A 21385-nucleotide genomic window follows, 5' to 3' on the forward strand; every position below is an offset into this window, starting at 1 on the left:
GTCGGCGGGGGCTGCGACGTGGTTGGCCGGAGCCTCGACGCGGGCGGCCGGAGCCGAGGGGGTGTGGTGGTTGCCGGGGGGCGGCGGGGGGTTGAAGGCGGTCGGCGCGCGGGTTCATGCGGTCGGCGTGGCCGGAGCCTGCGGGCAGTGGCGCCGAGCGACGCGCCGGCCGGGTGGGGTCGCTCGCGGCGCGGGGGCTGCGACGCGGTCGGCGGGGGCTTCGACGTGGTTGGCCGGAGCATCGACGCGGGCGGCCGGAGCCGAGGTGGGGCGTGGTGGTTGCCGGGGGGCGGCGGGGTGGCGACGCGTCAGCGGTCGCCCTCCGCGGCCGGCGTTTCCCGGAGGGTCGCGGCGGCCGGCGTCTCCCCGAGCGTCGTGGTGGCCAGCGTGTCCCGCAGGGTCGCGGCGACGGCCCACAGGTGGGGCGGGAAATCGCCCTTTCCCTGTGCGTCGACCCAGCGGGCGAACGCGTTCTGGAAGGCGACCGTGGCCAGTTGCGCCACCAGTCCTGCCGTGTCCGCGTCCACGCCGCGCCGCAGGAGCGCGTCGCGGATCGCGGTGGTGATCGTGGCGAGCTTGGTGCGCTCGCGTTCTTGCAGGTCCTGGCTGCTGTCGATCACGGCACGGCGTTCCGCGGCGTGGTCGACGTGGGCGGTCAACCGCGTGCCGACCCGGGCGAGCGCGTCGAGGGCCGCGGACAGCGGGGAGGCGGCGCCGTCGGCGTCGAGTACCGCCTCGGCCACCGCGACGGGCAGTTGCCCGGAGCCCGCGAACAGGACCTCGCGCTTGTCGGGGAAGTAGCGGAAGTACGAGCGCCGGGTGATGCCGGCGCGTTCGGCGATCTGCGTCACGGTCACGTGGTCGTAGCCGTGCTCCCGGTAGAGCTCCAGCGCGGCCTTCGTGAGCCGCTCTTCCGTCCCGGGGTCCCATCGCGCCATGGGCCGACCCTAGCAAAGTGATGTCTCAGTGCGTCGTCGGTGCTAGCCTGAGTGATGACACAGTGAGACATCAGCGCGGGACAGGACCCCAGCGGCCCGGCCCGGCGGAAAGGACCCCCGATGCCGCAGAACCCGCGGACCGACGGGCAGCCCGACGAGCGGATCGACGGACAGGCCGACGAGCAGGCAGATGAACGGACCGACGAGCGGATCGACGGACAAACCGACAGACAGACCGACGAGCGGGCCGATGAACGGACCGGCGAGGTGTGGATCCTGGGCGCGACGGGCCGGATCGGCCGTGCCGTCGCCGCGCGCCTCGTGGCGCGCGGACGCACTCCGGTGCTGGTCGGACGCGACCGGGAGCGCCTGCGCGGGGCCGCGGCGGATCTCGGCCGGGGCGACGACGTGCGGATCGTCGTCGCCGACACGGCGGAACGCGTCGCCGCCGAGATCACGCGCCGCCGGCCCGGCGTGGTCGTCAACACCATCGGCGACTACGCCGCGACGGCCACGACGATCGCCCGTGCCTGCATGCCGGGCGGGCACTACGTGGACCTGGCCGCCGACCTGGCCGCCGTCCCCCGGTTGCTCGGCCTGCACGACGAGGCGACCGCCGCGGGCAGCACGCTCGTGACCGGCGCGGGATTCGGTGTCCTGGCGACGGAGGCCGTCGTGGCGAGGCTGTGCGAAGGCCGGCCCACCCCGCGCGAGGTACGCGTCGACGCGCTGTCCTCGGTGGCCACCGAAGCCGGGACCATGGGCGCCGCCTTCGCCGGTTCCGTCGTCGGCGCGCTGACCACCGGCGGGCGCCGCTACGACAACGGACGCCTGGTCAGGACCCGGCTCGGCGCGAACCCGCGAGAGGTCACCCTCCCCGACGGGCAGCGCGTGAAGTCCGCCGGCGCCCCCTCGGCCGAACTCGTCGCCGCCCGGCGGGCCAGCGGAGCGCCGTCCGTCACCGTCACCTCCGCACTGATCCCCACCTCGCCCGCGGTACGCGCCGCACTGCCGGTGCTCGGGCTGCTGCTGACGGTTCCCGCGCTGCGGCGCCGGGCGGTCCGCCGGCTGGCCGGCACCCCTTTCGAAGCCGCGCCCCGGCCGCGCCGGCACTCCTGGGGACACGCCGTCGTGACCTGGCCCGACGGCACGAGCCGCGAGGGGTGGCTGCGCGCGGCGGACGGCATGGACTACACCGCCGACGTCGTCACGGAGACCGCCCTGCGCCTGGCCGGTGGCGAGGCCCGCCCCGGCGCGTACACCCCGACCGCCGCGTTCGGCCCCGACCTCGCCGAGGCGGCCGGGGGAGAGTTCCTCCTGGACTGAGGGGGCTCGGGGCGGAGGCGTCTCGGGGCGGAGGGCGCCTGGGCGGAGGCGTCTCGGGCGGAGGGCGCGATCCCGCGCCGGTGCGAACGCTGCGTACGGGGGCGGTGCGAGCGCTGCGTACGGGGCCGGTGCTCAGCTCGTCACGGGCACGCGGCGTACCAGCACGGCCAGCAGGGCCGCGAGCACGCACATGGCGCTGAGCACGAGCCACACCGAGGTGTACGAGCCGGACGCCTCCCGGGCCAGCGCGCCGACGAAGGCGGACGTGCCGGCCCCGAGCTGGTGGGCGACGTTGGTCCAGCCGAAGACGATGGGGCCGTCCTCGCGGTAGCGCATCCGGCACAAGGCGATCACCGGCGGCACGGTGGCCATGTCCACCAGGCCGTAGACGATCACGAAGGCGATGACGGACGGCCCGACCGTCGTCGCGAGCACGCCGGGCAGCAGGATCAGCGTGACCGCGCGCACGCCGAAGTAGACGGTCAGCAGCCGCCGGGGATCGAAGCGGTCGGTGAGCCAGCCGGAGGCGAGCGCCCCGACGGTGGAGAAGACGCCGATGAGCGACAGCAGCGAGGCCGCGACGGTGGCCGGCATGTGGTGGTCGCTCGCCGCCGGGACGAAGTTGCTCCACATGATGCCGTTGGTCGACGCGCCGCAGACCACGAACATCCCGGCCAGCAGCCAGAACATGCCGGTCCTGGCCGCGCCGGACAGTACCCGTACGGTGCGGATCGCGGCGCCGGTCTCGGGGGCCGGCTTGGGGACGAACCCGGGCACGGACCACGTACGGCCCGCAGGCCGCGGTCAGGTAGCGCCCCAGCTCCATGATCAGCCGGCACCGCGGGTGGCGCCGGGCGAAGTCGCCGACCACCTCCCGCATGCCCTCGCCCAGCCGGGCGAGGTCGGGGTCGCTCTCGCCGTCGAAGTGGGCGACGCCCAGTCCGCCGCCGACGTCCACGGTCTCCAGCGGGATGCCGAGTTCGCCGGCCAGCCGCTCGGCGGCGGCCAGGATTCCCGCCGTGTTGCGCACCACGTCCGCCGGTTCCAGGAAACGGGCGCCCATGTAGGCGTGCACGCCCTGGACGCGGACGTGCCGCAGCCGCGCCACGGCGTCCTTGGAGTCCCGCAGGATCTCCTCGTCGATGCCGAACTGCCGCGGCTTGCCGCCCATGGCCGGACCGGAGCCCCTGGTGGCGAACGACGGGTTCACCCGCAGGACGACCGGGCACCGGCCGCGTCCCCCCATCGTCGGTTGCCGGCGGCCGGGATGTGTACCGGGGCGGATCGGTGGCATCCGCTTCCTATTGTTCAATGCCGCGTCCGACTCCCCGTCACGCGAATGAGGAAGCGAAGGTGTCACGATGTCCCAGTCTTCTCCCCGGATGAACACCAGCATCAAGGGCAACGTCATCTCCGGGCTGATCGCCCTGGTCATCTACGTCGTGATCGCCCTGGCCACCGGTGACAACCCCGGTGCGGCGATCGGGGTCGGGGTCGGATTAGGAGTAGTGGTCTTCCTGCTCTCCTTCGCCATCAGCCGCACCATCCGCGCGAACCGGGCCCGTTGAGGCGAACCGGCCCGTTGAGCCGGGGTCCGTCCGGCCCCGGCCGACGCGTCGGCACACGGCAGGCGCCGGGGTGGACGGAGCTGCCCCGGTGCCCGTGTCCGCCGGGGCCGTGGCAGGTGGCGTCGGCCGGGGGTGACGTCGTGCCGCGGGCGTGCGGTTGCTCCTGGCATCCTTCGGCGGGCGTCCGTACGATTCCCCGCCCGCCAGGCACGAGGACGACCTTGAGCGGGGTGCGCGGCCGTCGCAGATCGGGTGGTGAATGATGCGGGATCAACCACCGGGCCGCCAGGGGGCGTAAGGCGGCAGACCGTGCTCCCGGGCAACGGGTTTTCGGCCGACTTCATCGGTTCGTGGAAGGGGCGGCGACGACTGAAGGCGTCGAGGCCGAGGCGTCCGTCGCAGGCGGTCCTCACCGTCGATGCGTGAGCAGGGCGCCCGGTCAGCGGCCGAACGTACGACCTGCGAGCAGCCGAACCCGCCGGCAGCGCCACGGACGCACCGCCGGCCCCTTCGCCGGACGGCCACCGGGGCACCGGCCGAGCACGACGATGCCGTGCCCACCAGGCCCCGGGCCGCCGCCCCGCCGCCGTCGGTCGGGGCCGGGCCGTCGCCCTCGGTTGCCAGCTCATCCACCTCGGCCAGGACGGCGGCGGGCCGTCCCGCCGCGTCCACGTCTTCGGGTACGCCAGCGACCTTCAGCGGGTCGAGCTGCTGTACACCTCTCTCCTGCTCCGGTCTCTCCCGCTCCGGATGAGCACGGCCCGGCGGCTCAGCCCGTCCCGCCGGGCCACGGTGCGCGTGCCTGGCGGCGCTCCTGGCTTCTCGGCTTCGTCGGCCGGGTGGGCGACCGCGTCGAGCAGGCCGAGCGCGACGCACACGAAGAGGCCGGCGCCGAGACCACCGTCACCGGCCGCGGTGCGGCCGTGGTGCTCGCGGACCGCAGGGCCGTGGTCGAGCGCAACTACCGCCAGGCGTAGCCGCGTTGCCGAAATGGCGGCCCCACCACCATGGCCGGTGACGGATACGGGTCGGGTTGGGTCGCCGGCAGCCGGGCCGACATCGGCGGCCGGCGGATCGGCCGTGCCGCCGCCGGGGCCATCGGCGCGTAACCGCACCGCGCCGCGGAGGTGCTCGCCGTGACCTCGGCGGTCGCTCCGGCCGGTTTCTCCGCGCGCCGCGGAGCGGTGGAGCCGCCGGGCACACCGGAGTGACCGTTCGCCCTCCTTCGCCGCCTGCCCGGTCGCAGACCGGTGGGTCACAGGCTCAAGGAGTCTCGTCACGTTGACCGTCGGCGGGATCTCGATTTCACGTGCGGGGAAATGCGGGGCAGACGCGGAACGGTGTTCGACGGCAATCGCATGAGTTCGGCCCCTCGGTCCGGGAGTCACCCGTATGGATGGTTGTCCCGGTTGGGTGAGGCAACGTCGGGCGGATTCATGCGCGATTCGGGAAGATCGTGCATGGGTGCAGCCGTGCCTGATGGTTTTCTTCGCACGGAAGGACGCGTGAGCATGGGCCGGGACGAGAAGTGGTGTGACAGTCATCTCAAGAAATTCCTCAGTGATGTCCAGGATTGGTATGACCAAAACAAGAACGGTTTTCAGACCGATTTTGACGTGGCGATCAAAGGTGTGAAGCCGTGCCCACCGGAACTACAGGGTGCCCAGAAGGAAAAGGTCTGGAAGGATTGGCAGCAGGCAACGATCAAAACCCTGATCGACTTCTTCACAGAATGGTGCCAGTGGGGCTGGGGGCAAGGCGTTCACGAGGGGCTGGACTATATCGAGAAGTTCAGCTGGATCAACTACCACAACGATGCCGGCACGGACTTCATGATCAAGGGCCAGGGCGCTGTCATGCTGGCCGAGTTCACGAAGCTGCAGGGCGAGCAGATGGACGACGAGCGGTCGGAGAAGCTCGTCCAGCAGTGGATCGAGGAGCTCGGCCCGAAGACGATGGCCGACTACCGGCCGGGTGACTGGTCGACCTACAACAAGTTCTTCATCAGGGAATTGAAACCCGGCGTGCGGCCGATCGCCGCCCCGCTCGACCCGAGCGTGGTGGTCGCGCCGACCGACTGCGTCATCAACATGGTTGTCGATGAGCTGACGGATGAAACACTGATCCCGGTCAAGACGGTGGCCATGAACGTCCACACTCTGCTGCACGGCTCCCGTTACGCGAAACACTTCACCCACGACAGGGACGGAAATCCCGGTGGTGGTACGGCCGTTTCGTGCATTCTGATGCCCGACACCTATCACCGGTACCATGCGCCGGTGGGTGGTGAGGTGGTGGAGGCCCACGATGACATCGCCGGCGCCTACTACGGCATGCAGAACTTCCCCGACCTGGTGAACAACGGGAACGTCGGCTACGGGTACGACTACAAGGCATTCTCTGATTTCCGACGCGGGTACGTCATTTTCAAGACCCCGTACCTGGATCACACCGGAAAGCCGGATGGCGAGGGCTACGTCGGCCTGGTGCCCGTCGGGCTCAACTCGATCGGGTCCGTGCAATTCCTCGACAAGTTCAAGAACGTCAAGCACGGCCAAGCCGTCGCGGTGGAAAAGGGTGACGAGATCGGCTGCTTCCAGTACGGCGGGTCGCTGAACATCCTGCTGTTCGAGAAGGGGCGCTTCCCCGCGCTGCAACTTCTCATGGGGCAGCGCATCGGCGTCCTGGACGACCCGGGCCGGTCCAAGAAGTACTTCAGCCGGTCGTACCGCGCCCGGTCGTCCCGCACGTCGACCCTCTGACGCCGACCCCCGAACGGAAGGTGAAAGCCATGCCGCGCAGCCCCGTTTACGGCATCCCGGCCAACGTCGCCGGCACACAGCGCATCGGGTTCTACCCCAGAATCCCGCATCCGGGCGAGGGGGAGGACGACACTCCGAAGACGGTCCGCTCCTACGCCGGGTATGTGGACGTCAACGGCCCGGGACCGGCGAAAAGCCACCTGTTCTACTGGTTCTTCGAAAGCCAGACCTGCGACCCCCACCGGGAGCCCGCGGAGCAGAAGAAGCTGATCGAGGACACCCCGCTGCTGATCTGGCTCAACGGCGGCCCCGGGGCTTCCTCCTCGGCGGGCCTCTTCCTGGAGAACGGCCCCCTGCGCATCGCGGGCGACGCCGCCGGGACCATTTCGGTGAGCCCCGACAGCTGGAACCAGGAAGCGCACGTCATCTACTGGGACCAGCCCGTCGGCACCGGGTACAGCTACTGCGAGACGCCGAAGACCTATGTCCAGGACGAGGGCACCCTCGCCACGATGTTCTGCGAGGGCCTGGAAAAGTTCTACGCGACGTATCCGGAGTACAAGTCCTGCCCCCTGTACGTCTGCGGCGAGAGCTACGCGGGAAAGTACGTGCCGGCGATCGCTCTGGAGATCGCCGAACACGCGGACATCGAACTGGCGGGCATCGCCGTGGGCAACGGCTGGATCAAGCCCGAGCTTTCGGTCAAGGTGATGATCGACTACGCCTATGCGTCCGGACTCCTCGGTAAAGGGCAGCAGAAGGCCCTGGACACGTTCTACAAGACATTCAAGCGCGTCCTTGAGGAAGGCGAGAAGGATGCGGACCTTCAAAAACTGAAGCAGGCCACCGACCTCGGCAACGGGCTGGTGAACGCGGTCCTGGCCTGTGGGGGAGACTTCGACGTCTACGACGTACGGCGCTGGGACGACCAGTCCGCCGGGGCGTTGAAACCCTATATGGACAGCGAGGATGTCAGGAAGGCCCTGAATGTGCATGATGCGGGCGTGGGCTGGCAGTTCGCCGACAACTCGGGTCCGGTGGCCGTGGCGCTGAAGGCCGACAACATGGCGGACGCCTCCCAGAAGTACGCCGCAATCATTGACATGGGCTACAAGGTCCTGCTCTACACAGGGAACTTCGACACCGCCTGCGGATACCGCAGCACCGAGGAGATCCTGGACGCCATCGTCACTCCGCACGACGCGTGGCATGCGTCCCGCCGACTGATCTGGAAGCAGGCCCAGGGAAACCCGAAGGGCTTCGTTCGCACCCTCAAGACCGATAAGGCGGGCACGTCACCCGGAAAGAACGTGACACAGGTGGCCATCCCCGACTCCGGACACGAAGTGCCGGCCTACCAGCCGCAGATCGCCCGGGAGATGCTCTACAACTGGCTCTTCGACCGCCCCTTCTTCGGCCAGGACCCGCAGAGCGTGGTCGAGGGAATCCTGGACAAGGCCAAGAAAGACGCTGCCGACGAAACGGGATGAGTGCGCCCGTGCACAGGGCGTGCCCTCCTCCGGCCAGGGGCGGGTTGGCGGCCACCATCGGTGAGCCGCCTTGTACGTAAGCCGTGCGGATGCCGGGTCCGGGCCAATTCGTCCCGGCGAAGTGGCGTCGGCGCCCGGTGGTGCCCGAGCCGTTTCCCGGTTCCTGGGATTGCGCCGCAAGGATGAACCGTGCACGTCGTCACCTGTCGCATCCCGCCCTCGCGATGGTGGCGCTGTTAGTCATGACCGGGTGCCGTCCCCTTCTCGCGGGCGGTGAACTGCCGAAGCCGACGGAGGTTGTCGATGAGTGTCACAGAGCGGGCGAAGGTGCTGGACGGGACCGATGACGACGACCTGTCGGACAGGTACCGGGACGAACGCGACTGGGTGGCCGGGCGCATCGAACTCATCCGCGGCCTCCCCCACGTGGAGACACCGCTGATCGAAGTCCCGCTGCCCGCCAAGCTCGACGGGCTGCGGCTGTGCGTCAAGAACGAGTCCGTCCACCCTTCGGGCAGCCACAAGCACCGCCTGGCCGAGGCGCTGTTCACCAACGCACTCGCCAGTGGGTGGCTGCGCAGCGAAGGGCCCGTGGTCGAGGCGTCCAGCGGTTCCACGGCCATCTCCGAGGCGTGGTTCTGCCAGCAGCTCGGCCTGGCGTTCGCCGCGGTGGTGCCCAGCGGTACGGCCAAGGAGAAGAAGGACGCCATCCGCGATCTCAACGGCAACGTGGTCGAGGCGCCGCCGGGCGCGGACCTCTGCGAACACGCCCGGCAGTACGCGCTGAAGGTCGGCGGCCACTTCATGGACCAGTTCACCTACGCGGAGCGGGCCTACGACTGGCACGGCGAGCACGGCCTCGCGCCGGAGCTGCTCGGCGCGGTGGACCCGGACTGGTTCGTGATGGGCGCGGGCACCGGCGGCACCGTGACGTCCGTGGGCCGCTACGCCCGCAACACGGGCCGCAAGGTGCGCGTGTGCGTGACCGATCCGGAGAACTCCGCGTTCTTCGCCGGCTGGCGGGACGACAACCCGAAGGCCACGGACAAGGGCTCGCGGATCGAGGGGATCGGCCGGCCGAGAGTCGAGCCCTCGTTCCTGTTCCCGATGGTCAACCGGATGATCCGGGTGTACGACGCGGCGTCGGTGGCGGCCATGCGGGTGGCCGCCGACCACCTGGGCTTCAGGCCCGGCCCCTCGACCGGGACCGGCCTGTTCGGCGCGCTGCGGATCCTGCACGGCATGCAGGACCGCGGTGAGCGGGGAACGGTCGCCACCCTCATGTGCGACGACGGCTCGCGCTACAACAACGAGTACTACAACAACGACTGGTGCGCGGCCCACGGAATCGACTTCGAACCCTGGCTGGACCCCATCACAGAGTTCTTCCAGACCGGTGACTGGCGGCCGCCGACCACCTTCGACACCGCTCCCCGGCCGAGCGACACCCTCTGGAACATGTGACTCCGTCGCCACCTGCGGAAGGACCGCTCACCCCATGAACCGCTTGCGCGCCCTCGGACACCGTGCGGCGACCACGAGTGCGGCCCTCCTCACCGGCGCCGCCGTGCTGGCCGCTCCCACCGCCGCACACGCCGCCGACCAGGAGCCCGTCTACACCTGCCAGTTCGTCCTGGCCGACTCGATCAACCGCGTCGCGGGAGAGGACTGCACCGGTGGCCCCGCCGGCTACGAGGGCGCCGGCGACATCAGGACGGCCGGCAACGACACCGTGTGGAAGTGCGCCCTGCTCGGCAGCGCCAACGACACCGCCCGCCCGGGCAGGCTCACCGTCGTCGGCCTCGTCGGCTGCGAACAGCCCGGCGGCGACGTGGTGTCCGGGTAGGACTGGGGGCAGGGGGCGATTGCCCACCCGGCCCGGCCTCCTCGGGGAGCGGTATCTGCGGGCCCTTCGTCATGCGCTGTGCTCCAGTTGCTACGCGAACCTGGCCGCGGGGGAAGTGCGCGGGGGCGGTCCGGACCGTGCGTTGCTCCGGCGCGGTGAGATTCGGTCGACTGGGGCGTGGGGGCCGGAGGGGTTCGAGGAGGCTGTTGTCCGTGGGGTACGGCCGGCTACGGCCGCATGCCGCTGGTGCCGGTGAATTCGCAGGCCCGGTAGTCGGTGGCGCTCGCGGTCGGAGGTGAGCCAACCGCAGTGAAATGACCCTCCTGGCGCTCCCGGAGTTTCCGCTTTCCTTTGTGACCGGTCACGGAGAAGAATCGTCCGGAACTGTCAGATGGTCCCCAGGTCGACAGTGACGGAGAAGGGTGCGGCAGCCTTGATCGCACCGGGGAACATCTCGCCGTCCCGGTAGGTCCTTGTGGCGGGGTCGAGAACGTAGGTGTACGTGATGGGGACACCGGTGGCTGCCTGTTCGATCCGCCAGTAGAAGGGGATGCCGGCCTTGGCGTACTGGTCCACCTTCACGATGCGGTCGGTGGTCTCCGAGCCGGGTGAGACGACCTCGACGACCAGGAGCACGTGTTCGGGGCGGGTGGGTGTGACGTCGATGGTCTCTGCCCGGTAGACGACGACGTCCGGACGGCGATTGGTGAGCGGAACGTCCTGCAGGCGGACGTCGAAGTCCGTGTCGGCGTTCCAGTCCGAGCCCGCGGCGGTGTCCAGGGCATTGGCCAGGATTCGGGCCAGCCGGGTGCGCCGCTTCGACGCGCTCGGGCTCACGACGACCATCCCGTCCACGATCTCGATGCCGGCGCACTGCTCCTCGGACCAGGAGTCGTACTGCTCCACGCTGATCTGCGCGTGCATCCACGCGGGCGCGACCATCTCAGCGGTCATGGCACACCTCCTTCGAGGATGCTCGTTGGTTCTGTGCTGCTCGGCTCAGCGTACTGTCCTGCGTCGTCAGGACACCCGCTTTGGAGGGGAACGTCCACGCCCGGGTGGACGGCCCGTGGGCTTCGTCCGTCGCGTCGTCGAAGTGGAGGTGCGGAGGCTTCCCATCTCCGCGCCCTGCGGTGCGGGAGGCTGCACAACATGAACCGCCTGCGCCGAGCCCGACTACCTCATGCAGGTGGCGGAGGACCCCGATGGTTCCCGGCGCATGCCCTCGCCCGTCGCCGAGATCGTCCGGGCCGCATCCGGGTGCTCGGCGAGTGACGTGGGCCTGGGAGTGCCTCCCCCTGCGAGGAACAGGTGATGGGTGGTGCGCCGCCGGCCTTCGTCTGCGGAGTCGAGAAGGGGGCCGACGAGTTGGTTCGAACTGCGGAAGCCCTCTATCTCGACGGGACCTCGTACCGGGGTGAGATCGCCAGGAGCAAGACCGCCGATGTCCCTTGGGCGGCATGTTCGCGCCCGACAGCGAGATCGGCCTTCGTGGGCAGCTGAGGGACCCGCCGGCACGGGCGGTGGCGCGGGCTACGCCCAAGACGTCACTACGCCCCTGACGGCCGTGTCCAGCAGGGAGACGATCGGCTCCGTATCCGCGGCCGACGAGGCCTCGGGTACCCGTCCGGCCGCGTGAAGAGGTGGCCGTCGTTCTGCCGGTCCGGTCCGGCACTCTGCCTCTCCTCGGCCTGACGCCGACGGTGTGCGTGCAGGAAGGCGACGCGGGAGTTCGGCAAGGCGTTGCGCCTCTGGGGCCGCGATCCAGGAAATCGCATGAAGTCCGCTGAGGTGTGGGGCGTAAGGGTGTTCGCGCCGGAGGCGTCCTTGGTCCCGGTGCAGGCGCAGAGGATTCGCCCGAGGCGGTCATTTCGCTCATCAGGTGCTACTGCCGTGTCCGGGAGGCGCCGAGGATCGTACAGACCCGTGCCAGGCGGCGGGTGGCAATCCGCGGACCAGCATGGAAGACGGTCAAGGGGTTGCGCTCACGGACACCTGCGGCCTGCACGGGCAGGGCTTCACCGCGCCGGCCCGGCCTGCCCGATCACCCGTCGCCCCGGGGCGCGGAAGGGTGGATCCATGCTCTGCCACGGGTGGCGGAGTCGCTTCCCGGTATGCCCGGGTCGCTTCCCCCGGCCACCGGTGAGTGCTGGTTGGCGGCGCGGGGGCCGCCGGCGTGGTGGGTTCGAGCGAGGCGCTCATTCGGATGACCCGATCCCTCTGATCGGGCAGGCGTGGCGCGAAAGCGAGGCGAGAAGTCGCGTTCGCATATATGAATTGTGGTCGCCAGCGTGAACTACTGGTAACGATAAGCGTGTCCTCGCGACGGCGTCAATGCCCCGCGGTTCCGAAACCCCCCCTCGCCGCACGGGACGGGCAACCTCGTCGCACGGGGACGCGCAACCTCGTCGCACAGGACGGGCAACGGCGACGCACGGGACGGGCAACCTCGCCGCACGGGACGCGCAACCTCGTCGCAATTGGACCCGCAACGGCGACGGCCGAATCTGACACGACGTCTTGACGGTTCACGCCGGGGGCAACTAACTTCCGAGCACGGTCGTCAGGAAAGCTTCCTAACCGTCCCTGTGTGCGAGAACCGGGGGCGGCCGCGCATCCTCCAGTCCGACCTGCAGCCGGACCGATCCGGCCAGAATCTGAAGGCTTCTCATGAGATCACTCATGCCAACACGGAAGCCGGGCGGCCGCCGCTTCGGCATCCGCACGTTGCTCCTCGCCGGAGCCACGCTGCTGGCGTCCGCCGGCCTCGCCGTCACGACGCCGGGCAGCGCGTCCGCTGCCACCGACACCGCTCTTCCCGCGCACGTTTTCGCGCCCTACTGGGAGTCCTACAGCGGGGACAACGCCCTGACGGTCTCGCAGCAGTCGGGATCGAAGTACCTCACCGCGGCGTTCATCCAGACCGCTGGCGCCGGCTCGTGCACGGCGTACTGGGACGGGGACACCAGCCAGCCGATCTCCTCGTCCACCTTCGGCAGCCAGATCTCCTCGATCCAGGCGGCCGGCGGCAACGTGATCCCGTCCTTCGGCGGCTACACGGCCGACACCACGGGCACTGACATCGCCGACAGTTGCACAAGCGTCAGCGCGATCGCGTCCGTGTACGAGAACGTCATCACCACCTACAACGTGCCGCGCATCGACCTGGACATCGAGCAGGACTCGCTGACTGACACGGCCGGCTACGAGCGGCGCAACGAGGCGGTCGCCGAAGTCGAGTCGTGGGCCGCGGCCAACGGGCGCACGATCCAGTTCTCGTACACGCTCCCGTCCGACACCACCGGCCTTGACTCCACCGAGCTGCCCATCCTGCGGAACGCCGTCTCGGTCGGCGCCAAGGTCGGCGTGGTCAACCTGATGACCTTCGACTACTACACCGGCACCTCGCACGAGATGGCCACCGCGACCGAGACCGCGGCGTCAGGCCTGGAGAGCCAGCTCGCCTCGCTCTACCCCTCCGACGCCGCCTCGCAGCTGTGGGCCATGATCGGCGTGACCGAAATGCCTGGCATCGACGACTACGGTTCGGGCGAAACCTTCACCGAGGCCGACGCCTCAAAGGTGCTGAGCTGGGCTGGGAGCGAGGGCATCAACACCCTGTCTCTCTGGGCGATCGAACGGGACAACGGCGGCTGCGTCGGCACGGCCGGATCGGACAGCTGCTCCGGCATCTCCCAGCCGACCTGGTACTTCGCCAACGCGTTCGAACCGTTCACCACTTCCTCGGGCGGCTCCACGCCGGCAGGCACGATCGTCGGGAACCCGTCGGGCCTGTGCCTGGGCGACAGCGGCGGATCGACCACGCTGAAGACGACCGCGGACATCGACACCTGTGACGGTTCCGCCGCTCAGAGTTGGACCGCGTCCGGCGGCACGCTCGTCGACGGCAACGGCCTGTGCCTGAGCGTCACCGGCGCCTCCACGGCGCCGAAGGCGACCGCCGAGGTCTATACCTGCAACGGCAGCGTCAGCGAGAACTGGACGGTCGAGTCGAACGGCACCATCGTCAATGACAACTCGGGCCTGTGTCTGAGCGTGGTCGGCAGCGCCACCACCACCGGCTCGATCGCCGACATCTACACCTGCAACGGCAGCGCCAGCGAGAACTGGACGATCTCGACCGGCTCGTCACCGCCCTCAACGCCAACCTTCGGCTCGAACGTGTACGTGTTCAACACCTCAATGTCGACCACCACGATCCAGAACGACATCAACGCCGTGTACGCGACGCAGAAATCAAACCAGTTCGGCACCCAGCGCTACGAGCTGATGTTCGAACCGGGGACGTACGACGTCACCGTCCCGGTCGGCTTCTACACCGAGGTCGTCGGACTCGGTCAGAAGCCGACGCAGACCGTGATCACCGGTGGTGGGATCTACACGGACGCGAGCTGGAACGGCGGCAACGCCACCGAGAACTTCTGGCGCGACGTCGAGAACATCACCATCGACCCGTCCTCCGGCAGCACCGAATGGGCCGCGTCCCAGGCCGCGCCGCTGCGCCGGGTGCAGATCGACGGCAAAGCCGTGCTCGCCGACAACAACGGCTGGGCCTCGGGCGGCTTCATCGCCGACTCGGTCGTCACCGGCCAGGTCAACGCCGAGACCCAGCAGCAGTACATCTCCCGCAACGACCAGTACGGCAGCTGGACGGGCTCGAACTGGAACATGGTGTTCGTCGGCGACACCGGCGTTCCCGGAACGAGCTTCCCGAACCCGCCGGACACCACGGTCAGCAACACCCCGGCCGTTGCCGAGAAACCGTACGTCTACGTCGACTCCTCCGGGAACTGGGACGTGTTCGTGCCCTCCGACGAAAGCAACTCGCAGGGCACGACATGGGCGAACGGCAACACGCCGGGGACGTCGCTGCCGCTGAGCGACTTCTTCATCGCGACCCCGAGCGACACCGTCAGCGACATCAACAACGCGCTCGCGGCCGGAAAGGACCTGCTGTTCACCCCGGGCGTCTACCAGATCGACGGCACCATCCAGGTCAACAACCCGGACACCGTGGTGCTCGGCCTCGGTCTGGCGACGCTGGTGTCGAACGGCGGCAACACGGTCCTGTCGACCGCGGATGTCAACGGCATCCGTATCGGGGGGCTGCTCTTCGACGCCGGAACGACGAACTCCGCCGAACTCGTGCAGATCGGCCCGGCCGGCTCCTCCGCCGACCACTCGGCCGACCCGACGATCCTGTCCGACGTCTTCGCCCGGATCGGCGGCGCAACGGTCGGGCAGGCATCGGAATCACTGGTGATCAACAGCAACAACGTCATCGGTGACGACCTGTGGCTCTGGCGCGCCGACCACGGCAACTCCGGAACCGTCGGCTGGACCACCAACGTCGCTCCCAACGGCCTCGCGGTCAACGGCGCGAACGTCACCATCTACGGACTCGCCGTCGAGCACTACCAGCACATCCAGACCCAGTGGAACGGCAACGGAGGAGCCGTCTACTTCTACCAGAGCGAGATGCCCTACGACCCGCCGAACCAAGCGTCCTGGATGAACGGCTCGGCGGACGGCTACGCCTCGCTCAACGTCCACTCCACCGTCACCGACTTCCAGGCATACGGCCTCGGCGTCTACTGCCTGTTCACGGACACCAGTATCCAGTCCGCCAACGCGATCACCGCACCGAACACATCGGGTGTGCAGTTCCACTCGATGGTGACGATCTCGCTGGGCAACGGCGCGGGTGGCATCATCGACAACATCATCAACGGCACCGGCGGCCGGGTGGGCCCCGGTACGACCAAGGAGGACCTCGCCAGCTACAACTGAGGCACCCGACCACCCTGACGACCGGCCCAGGCATCGTGTGCCCCTGGCACATGCCCTGCCCGGCGGGTGGCGGAGCAGCCCGCGTAGGCGATGGCGGGCCGACCGGTCATGGCGATGACCGGTCGGCCCTGGATGACCACCGCGGGCTGCGCGGCGACCGGTTCGGGGGCGGGCGGCGGTGCGGTGTCCGGTCCGGTGGTGGCCGAACCGGCCGGCACCTCACGGCCGGGCGGCCAGAGGTTCGGCGGCCGGCACGCCGGTGACGGCCCCGGGCCTCGGTCCACCCCACCGGCCCGTCCGGCGTCGTGCCCGCGCCGAGCAACCGGACGGCCCCGCCCGGCACCCGCACATCGATCGGGGTCTCCACCAACAGCAGCGGCCGGCCCTGCCCGTCGCAGAGTTGGAGCACCGAGCCGTCACCGAGCGACCGCAGCCGCAGGTCGGGCCCGGCGGCGGCCAGGGCCGCGGCGAGCGTGCGCGGGTCGGGCATCCGCAGCGAGGTGGCGAGCGTACGGTCGGCGCAGGAGTCCCCGGGGCGTTGAGCCGCTGGGCCCGAGCGGACGAGGATCCGGCGCGAACGCGACGCTGTTGAGCGGCGGAATATCTCGGCGGACCGGTCCCGGAACGCCGTCTGCGCCGTCCCGGACCGGCCGTTCGGCGGTCCGCGCCATCAGGATGTAGAGGTGCACGGAGCCCGCCAGCGCCAGTGGCGCGAGCATCGACAGCCCACCGACGACACCGTCACCCAGGTGCAGGGCGGACCGTCCGGCCTGCGGTCCGTGGTTCAGCGTGATGGCGTGCAACGCGTTCGCGCCGAGGCTTGGGCTGGTGGCCGCGAGGAAGAGGAACCAGGCGTACAGCCGGGCACCGAAGTGACGGTGACGAGGGAGCAGGATCGCTCGCACGCCGTACGCGATGAACCCGCCGATGAACACCGGGAACAGATAACTGAGCCCGCGGTTGTTCGGTCGGCTGGTGACCGCGTTGCGCCGTGAGGGTGCCGAGGCGGTGCGGCGGGGGTGGCCGTGGGGTCTGCCGCTGGAGGACCGGGTACTGCTGGTGGCCGCGTACTGGCGCACGAACCTGACGCTGCGGCAGCTCGCGCCGCTGGTCGGGGTGTCGAAGTCGGCGGCCGACCGCATCGTCGACCACCTCGGCCCGTGTCTTGCGCTCCGGCCGCGTAGGCGGTTCCGCAAGGAGACCGTGCTGATCGTCGACGGCACCCTGGTGCCCACACGCGACCACGCCGTGGCCGAGCGGTCGAAGAACTACCGGGGTTCCACGAACCACCAGGTCGTCATCGATGCCGACACCCGCCTGGTCGTCGTGATCGGCCGACCGCTGCCCGGCAACCGCAACGACTGCAAGGCGTGGGAACTGTCCGGTGCGAAGAAGGCGGTCGGCCGCACCATGGTGATCGCCGACGGCGGCTACCGCGGAACCGGCCTGATCATCCCGCACCGACGCGAACGCGGCCGGGCCGAACTGCCGGCCTGGAAGGAAGAACACAACACCTCCCACCGCAACGTCCGTGCCCGCGTCGAGCACACCTTCGCCCACATGAAGACCTGGAAGATCCTCCGCGACTGCCGCCTGAAAGGTGACGGCGTCCACCAGGCCATCCTCGGCATCGCCCGACTCCACAACCTCACCATCGCTCGATCGCCACCCCGGCTCCAGACAGAACCATGCCCATGATCAACGCTTAGGCAGGTAACTGACACCCGACCTGATCGCGCACGCCGTGGTCTTCGTGGCCGGCGATGAGGGGCCGCCACGACACGGAGGGCGGCACCGGAAGTGCGCGATCGCCGCTGGCGCGTGATCGCGCCGGGATCGTGTTTGCCATGTTCTGTTCTGGCAGCGTGAACCCCGACCTCGGCGCGATCATCGGCTCACATGCCCCCGTCGACCGCCAAGGTCGAACCCGTCACGTAGGACGCGTCCGGCGAAGCGAGGAACGCCACGGCCGCAGCGATCTCCTCTGGCTGCGCGAGACGGGCGAGGGCGACGTTGGGGAGGATGTCGCTGCCGTCCTCGTCCTTGAGGGTGAAGCCGGCGTAGTTCTCGGCGTTCTCGGTGGCCATGTCGGTGGCGGTGCCGCCGGGCGCGACCGCATTGATGGTGATCTTGCGGTCCGCCAGCTCAACGGCCAGCTGATTCACCATCGTCGAGACGGCGGCCTTGCTGGCGGCGTAGAGGGTGTGGTTGCGCACCGCCATCTTCGTACTCGCCGACGAAGTGAGGACGATCCGACCGCCCTCTGGAAGCACTGCGGCGGCGGCCTGCACGACAAAGAGCTGGCCGCGCACGTTGGTGTCGAAGACACGGGCGAACTCCTCAGGCGTGATCTCCGCCAGCGCGCCGAAGTGCTCGATGCCAGCGTTGCTGACCACGATGTCGAGCCCGCCCAGTTGTTCGACGGCCGTCGCGGTTACCCGCGTGATGTCGGCGGGATCGCTGACGTCGCCCTGGACGGCGATGACCTTCGTCGCGGCGCTGTCGAGCCGGTGGACCAGTTCCTTCGCTCGCTCGGCGTTCGACCGGTAGTTGATGGCCACCGATGCGCCCTCCGCGACGAGGCGGCACACAATCGCCGCCCCGATGCCGCGACTGCCGCCGGTGACCAGAGCCTTCTTGCCCGCCAAACTGCTCATATGCTCACTCCTTGCCGTATTGGATAATTTTTCCCGGTTTCACAGTCCGCTTGCCCTGCGCGGTCCAGCACAGGGCTCGCCCCACGTCACAAAGGAGGATTCAAGATGCCCCCAGAGCCTGCTGCGTTGCCGCCGCGAAGCGGACTCGACGCCGCCGCCGGTGTCCCCCCACCGGGCTTCAGGCGACGCTCAAAAAAATCGCCCGCGAGGCCAGGGCGGTCATCGCCACGCCCTGCAAGCAACTCGCCGACTGCGACGAACCGCCCGTTGCGCCGGCCCCCGCGCGTTCGTTCTTGTCAAGGCCCTTCGCCGCTATGACCGGCGACCACGGCGCCGCGCCGCTGGAGGCGGTACGGACGTTCCCACTGCGCCTGCTGGAGCACCGCAACCGACTGCCCCTGCTGTTCCTCGGCACCGGACGCGCCGCCGGGGGGACCGCCCCGAGGACGCCCTTTTCGCCGACGCTCTCGACGTGGCGCTGCGCCACAGGGGCGCCGACGCCACGGTCCGGCCCCGTCTTACCGCAGTCGACCTGCCGTTCGCCGGGACAATGCTGGTCCGTGCCCTGCATTCCGGCGGACGTGGCGGCAGGCCGTACGGGTACCCCATCGTCTGGGGGTCCGCGGGTGGGCCGGCCACGCAGCAGCTCACCGTGCCGATGAGCTCCGACGGGCTGGACCGCTGCCTCGGCTCGGCGACTCACGCCGCAGGCACGGCCGCCGGCAGGCGGAGCTGCGCTGCCAAGGAGAGCACGAGCGCGTCGGTATCCCCGATGTCCGCGGACGCACCGTAGACCTGCATGTCGGGGCGCACCAGCGCCACGGTCGCGCCCAGCTCGCCGAACCAGCGGGCGTAGGTCCCCTCGACGTCGCGGTAGCCGTCCGCTCCAATCATCATCCCGATCCCGTCCAGCTGGTTCCAGACTTCGCGCGCCCGATCTGACAGTCTGGTGAGCGGGTCGACGCCGTCACCGATCAGCACGAACCGGCCGGAGCCAACGAGGTCGTCGAGCAGCCCAGTCACACCGTCCTTCTCGACCAGTCCCTGCCACGAGGGGAACCCGGCAGTGGGATCGTCGACACGCAGGCAGCCAGGACCGAGCCGCCACTGGGACTTCATGCCCGGCGCATCCGTGCCGTCACCGTCACGCATCGCAAGGAACTGCGCGACCCGCGCCTCAACGGCTTCCCGGCCGGTGGTGCACGTCAGCTGCCCGGCGGCGACCGACGCCTCCACGATCTCCCGCACGTGGGGCAGGCGCTCAGTGGTGTAGCTGTCGAGCAGTTCGGGTCCCGTCGTGCCGGTGAGTACCAGGTCTAGCCGCCAGGCCAGCGCTACGGAGTCGCGCACACCCGAGTTAAAGCCCTGCCCGAGGAACGGCGGCATCTGGTGTGCAGCATCGCCCGCCAGCAGCAGGCGCCCGTCGCGCCACGCATTCGCCCACCGGCCGCGGAACGTGTAGACCGCTGAGCGCGCCAGCTCGACGTGCTCTGCGGTGACCTCCCAGCGCTCCAGGAGGTCCCACACCACGTCGTCGTCGGTGAGGTGGGCGGGATCGTCACCGGGCAGGACCATCAGCTCGAAGCGCTGCCGATCCTTACCGGCCGGCGCCAGCGTGGCGGGCCGGTCGTAGTCCAGGACGTGCCCGAACAGGTCGAGCGGTTTCCTCCCGGGCCGCAGCAGCGTGTCGATCACCAGCCAGCTCGACGAGAAGCCGGTGTCGGTCACCTGGGTGTCCATCAGCGAGCGGATCACGCTGTTCGCGCCGTCGCAGCCGACGACATAGCGGGCGCGCGCGGTAACGGGATCGCCCGCGCGCGGCTGGTCGCCATCGATCGGGTCGAAGGTGACCACGGCGCCCTCGGCGGCCTGCTCGACCGCCGTCGCATCCCAACCCCGGTGCATCTCGATAAGCGGATGAGAGTCGCACACTCGCCCGAGCACCCCATCGACGTCGGGCTGGTGAAACCCGACCATGGCCGGAAATCCCGACTCCCCGTCACCGGGAAAGGTCACCACCGCCAGTTCCTCGCCGCCGGGCGCGAACAGCGACGTCGAGACCTTCCCGCGTTCGAAGTTCAGGTGGGGCGCAAGCTCGTCGAGCAAGCCGACGGCCTGGAACGTCCGCACCGTCTCGTGGCTCATCCCGGCCGCGCGCGGCAGCGGGAACACCGTCTGCCAGCGCTCGTAGACCGCGACCGTGCGTCTGCGCTTCGCCAGCAGGAGCGCCAAGGTGAGCCCGGTGGGGCCTGCCCCGACGATCACCACCTCGGTGTCGCTGTGCTTTGTGCCGTCCATGATCCATCTCCCGGCTGGAGCTTCACCTCTGATGCTTCAAAGGTACATCACTGTACCCATTGCAAACAAGGCAGTCGGGCCGCTTGCACGCTGCATCTCTCCAGCACCGCACGGTCGGTTCTGAAGCCAGCCATGCGTCAGTCGGACGCGCTCGGATCCTGGTGCCACCCACGTCGGCTGGATCGGAGCCGTCGGATCGCTTCGTCGACGAACGGGTGCACAACGTCAGTCCAGTCGAGCACCCCGGCGCCCCCAACCACGACGGCCCTCCGGTCGAAGATCATCACGGCCTCGCCGGCGGATCCCACACCGTTTACGAGTGCGCATCTGCATCCTCCGCCGCGAAGCGCTCCGCGTTGTCCAGGAGCGCGAAGGCCTGCTACACGTGGTGGCCTGACGCGACGATGCAGATCCGGGGTCCCATGGGACGAGAGTCGGCCCAGTCGTCCACGTCAAAGCGGTTTCCGGCAATTGGACGAGTTCCACCGGCTGGTCCGAACCACCAGGGAGCCTGGGCTGTCTGAGCGCGGTCCGGTTCACCGCGAGCCCAAAGCGCTGACGACGGTCGCGATCCCCTGTAGCTGCGTGCCGGGCCGCCAGAGTCCGCGTCGACCCCACGGCCGCAGGAGGGTGATCGGATCGAGGGCAAGATCCGATCTGGGGCGCATGGCCGCGACGATGCCGCTCAC

The 21385-nt window shown here is 69.5% G+C and carries 14 protein-coding genes and 2 pseudogenes; 9 read left to right on the plus strand and 7 right to left on the minus strand.

The features are described 5' to 3' along the window. Positions 1-308 precede the first annotated feature (308 nt). The gene (locus tag POF43_RS14610) at positions 309-938 is read right to left on the minus strand and encodes a TetR/AcrR family transcriptional regulator (RefSeq protein ID WP_271313584.1); all 630 of its coding nucleotides are present in this window, start codon (positions 936-938) and stop codon (positions 309-311) included. 120 nt (positions 939-1058) lie between these two features. Between POF43_RS14610 and POF43_RS14615 the strand changes: the two genes are divergently transcribed. Next, complete coding sequence (locus tag POF43_RS14615) at positions 1059-2264, plus strand: saccharopine dehydrogenase NADP-binding domain-containing protein (protein WP_271322259.1); 1206 nt, start codon at positions 1059-1061, stop codon at positions 2262-2264. A gap of 132 nt (positions 2265-2396) precedes the next feature. Here the strand turns inward: POF43_RS14615 and POF43_RS14620 are convergent. Together POF43_RS14620 and POF43_RS14625 are read right to left on the minus strand one after the other, a co-directional pair. Further along, positions 2397-3032 (minus strand): annotated as a pseudogene (locus POF43_RS14620) (MFS transporter); the annotation flags it as partial. Between the two features lie 91 nt (positions 3033-3123). Next, positions 3124-3699 (minus strand): annotated as a pseudogene (locus POF43_RS14625) (hypothetical protein); the annotation flags it as partial. Here POF43_RS14625 and POF43_RS14630 point away from each other — a divergent pair. The 6 genes from POF43_RS14630 to POF43_RS14655 all read left to right on the plus strand — a co-directional run bounded on the left by POF43_RS14630 (position 3647) and on the right by POF43_RS14655 (position 9930). After that, positions 3647-3832 carry a hypothetical protein gene (locus POF43_RS14630; protein WP_271322260.1) on the plus strand — a complete coding sequence of 62 codons (186 nt, stop codon included), beginning with the start codon at positions 3647-3649 and terminating at the stop codon, positions 3830-3832. The pseudogene POF43_RS14625 and the gene POF43_RS14630 overlap by 53 nt on opposite strands. A gap of 839 nt (positions 3833-4671) precedes the next feature. Then, positions 4672-4809 (plus strand): hypothetical protein, encoded by a 138-nt coding sequence (locus POF43_RS14635; RefSeq protein WP_271322261.1) that lies wholly within the window; start codon positions 4672-4674, stop codon positions 4807-4809. 483 nt (positions 4810-5292) lie between these two features. Beyond that, the gene (locus tag POF43_RS14640; RefSeq protein ID WP_271322262.1) at positions 5293-6594 is read left to right on the plus strand and encodes a phosphatidylserine decarboxylase; all 1302 of its coding nucleotides are present in this window, start codon (positions 5293-5295) and stop codon (positions 6592-6594) included. Between the two features lie 29 nt (positions 6595-6623). After that, positions 6624-8084, plus strand: a complete 1461-nt coding sequence (locus POF43_RS14645; protein ID WP_271322263.1) for a S10 family serine carboxypeptidase-like protein — start codon at positions 6624-6626, stop codon at positions 8082-8084. Between the two features lie 303 nt (positions 8085-8387). Continuing rightward, a complete protein-coding gene (locus POF43_RS14650) occupies positions 8388-9548 on the plus strand; it encodes a PLP-dependent cysteine synthase family protein (RefSeq protein ID WP_271322264.1) in 1161 nt (386 codons plus the stop codon). Between the two features lie 34 nt (positions 9549-9582). Next, positions 9583-9930, plus strand: a complete 348-nt coding sequence (locus tag POF43_RS14655) for a hypothetical protein (RefSeq protein WP_271322265.1) — start codon at positions 9583-9585, stop codon at positions 9928-9930. 387 nt (positions 9931-10317) lie between these two features. Here the strand turns inward: POF43_RS14655 and POF43_RS14660 are convergent, their stop codons facing one another. Next, a complete protein-coding gene (locus tag POF43_RS14660; protein WP_271322266.1) occupies positions 10318-10884 on the minus strand; it encodes a Uma2 family endonuclease in 567 nt (188 codons plus the stop codon). A gap of 1728 nt (positions 10885-12612) precedes the next feature. Here POF43_RS14660 and POF43_RS14665 point away from each other — a divergent pair. Continuing rightward, the gene (locus tag POF43_RS14665) at positions 12613-15741 is read left to right on the plus strand and encodes a pectate lyase-like domain-containing protein (RefSeq protein ID WP_282704588.1); all 3129 of its coding nucleotides are present in this window, start codon (positions 12613-12615) and stop codon (positions 15739-15741) included. Between the two features lie 416 nt (positions 15742-16157). Here POF43_RS14665 and POF43_RS14670 read toward each other — a convergent pair whose 3' ends face one another. Beyond that, positions 16158-16676, minus strand: a complete 519-nt coding sequence (locus POF43_RS14670; RefSeq protein ID WP_271322269.1) for a hypothetical protein — start codon at positions 16674-16676, stop codon at positions 16158-16160. A gap of 13 nt (positions 16677-16689) precedes the next feature. On the opposite strand from POF43_RS14670, the gene POF43_RS14675 reads away from it, so the two are divergent. Beyond that, a complete protein-coding gene (locus POF43_RS14675) occupies positions 16690-17439 on the plus strand; it encodes a transposase (RefSeq protein WP_271322277.1) in 750 nt (249 codons plus the stop codon). Positions 17440-17636: 197 nt separating this feature from the next. Here the strand turns inward: POF43_RS14675 and POF43_RS14680 are convergent, their stop codons facing one another. Together POF43_RS14680 and POF43_RS14685 are read right to left on the minus strand one after the other, a co-directional pair. Then, positions 17637-18398, minus strand: coding sequence for an SDR family NAD(P)-dependent oxidoreductase (locus POF43_RS14680; RefSeq protein ID WP_271322270.1), 762 nt, complete (start codon positions 18396-18398; stop codon positions 17637-17639). A gap of 699 nt (positions 18399-19097) precedes the next feature. Continuing rightward, complete coding sequence (locus tag POF43_RS14685; RefSeq protein WP_271322271.1) at positions 19098-20696, minus strand: bifunctional 3-(3-hydroxy-phenyl)propionate/3-hydroxycinnamic acid hydroxylase; 1599 nt, start codon at positions 20694-20696, stop codon at positions 19098-19100. Positions 20697-21385: the final 689 nt, after the last annotated feature.

It is taken from the genome of Streptantibioticus silvisoli (assembly GCF_027947535.2).
Classification (GTDB): Bacteria; Actinomycetota; Actinomycetes; order Streptomycetales; family Streptomycetaceae; genus Streptantibioticus_C; species Streptantibioticus_C silvisoli.

Excerpts from the sequence above, each read along its gene's own strand:
- POF43_RS14610 (WP_271313584.1), bottom strand. The coding sequence starts at position 938 with ATGGCGCGATGGGACCCCGGGACGGAAGAGCGGCTCACGAAGGCCGCG.
- POF43_RS14615 (WP_271322259.1), top strand. The coding sequence starts at position 1,059 with ATGCCGCAGAACCCGCGGACCGACGGGCAGCCCGACGAGCGGATCGAC.
- POF43_RS14630 (WP_271322260.1), top strand. The coding sequence starts at position 3,647 with ATGAACACCAGCATCAAGGGCAACGTCATCTCCGGGCTGATCGCCCTG.
- POF43_RS14640 (WP_271322262.1), top strand. The coding sequence starts at position 5,293 with ATGGGTGCAGCCGTGCCTGATGGTTTTCTTCGCACGGAAGGACGCGTG.
- POF43_RS14645 (WP_271322263.1), top strand. The coding sequence starts at position 6,624 with ATGCCGCGCAGCCCCGTTTACGGCATCCCGGCCAACGTCGCCGGCACA.
- POF43_RS14650 (WP_271322264.1), top strand. The coding sequence starts at position 8,388 with ATGAGTGTCACAGAGCGGGCGAAGGTGCTGGACGGGACCGATGACGAC.
- POF43_RS14655 (WP_271322265.1), top strand. The coding sequence starts at position 9,583 with ATGAACCGCTTGCGCGCCCTCGGACACCGTGCGGCGACCACGAGTGCG.
- POF43_RS14660 (WP_271322266.1), bottom strand. The coding sequence starts at position 10,884 with ATGACCGCTGAGATGGTCGCGCCCGCGTGGATGCACGCGCAGATCAGC.
- POF43_RS14665 (WP_282704588.1), top strand. The coding sequence starts at position 12,613 with ATGCCAACACGGAAGCCGGGCGGCCGCCGCTTCGGCATCCGCACGTTG.
- POF43_RS14680 (WP_271322270.1), bottom strand. The coding sequence starts at position 18,398 with ATGAGCAGTTTGGCGGGCAAGAAGGCTCTGGTCACCGGCGGCAGTCGC.
- POF43_RS14685 (WP_271322271.1), bottom strand. The coding sequence starts at position 20,696 with ATGGACGGCACAAAGCACAGCGACACCGAGGTGGTGATCGTCGGGGCA.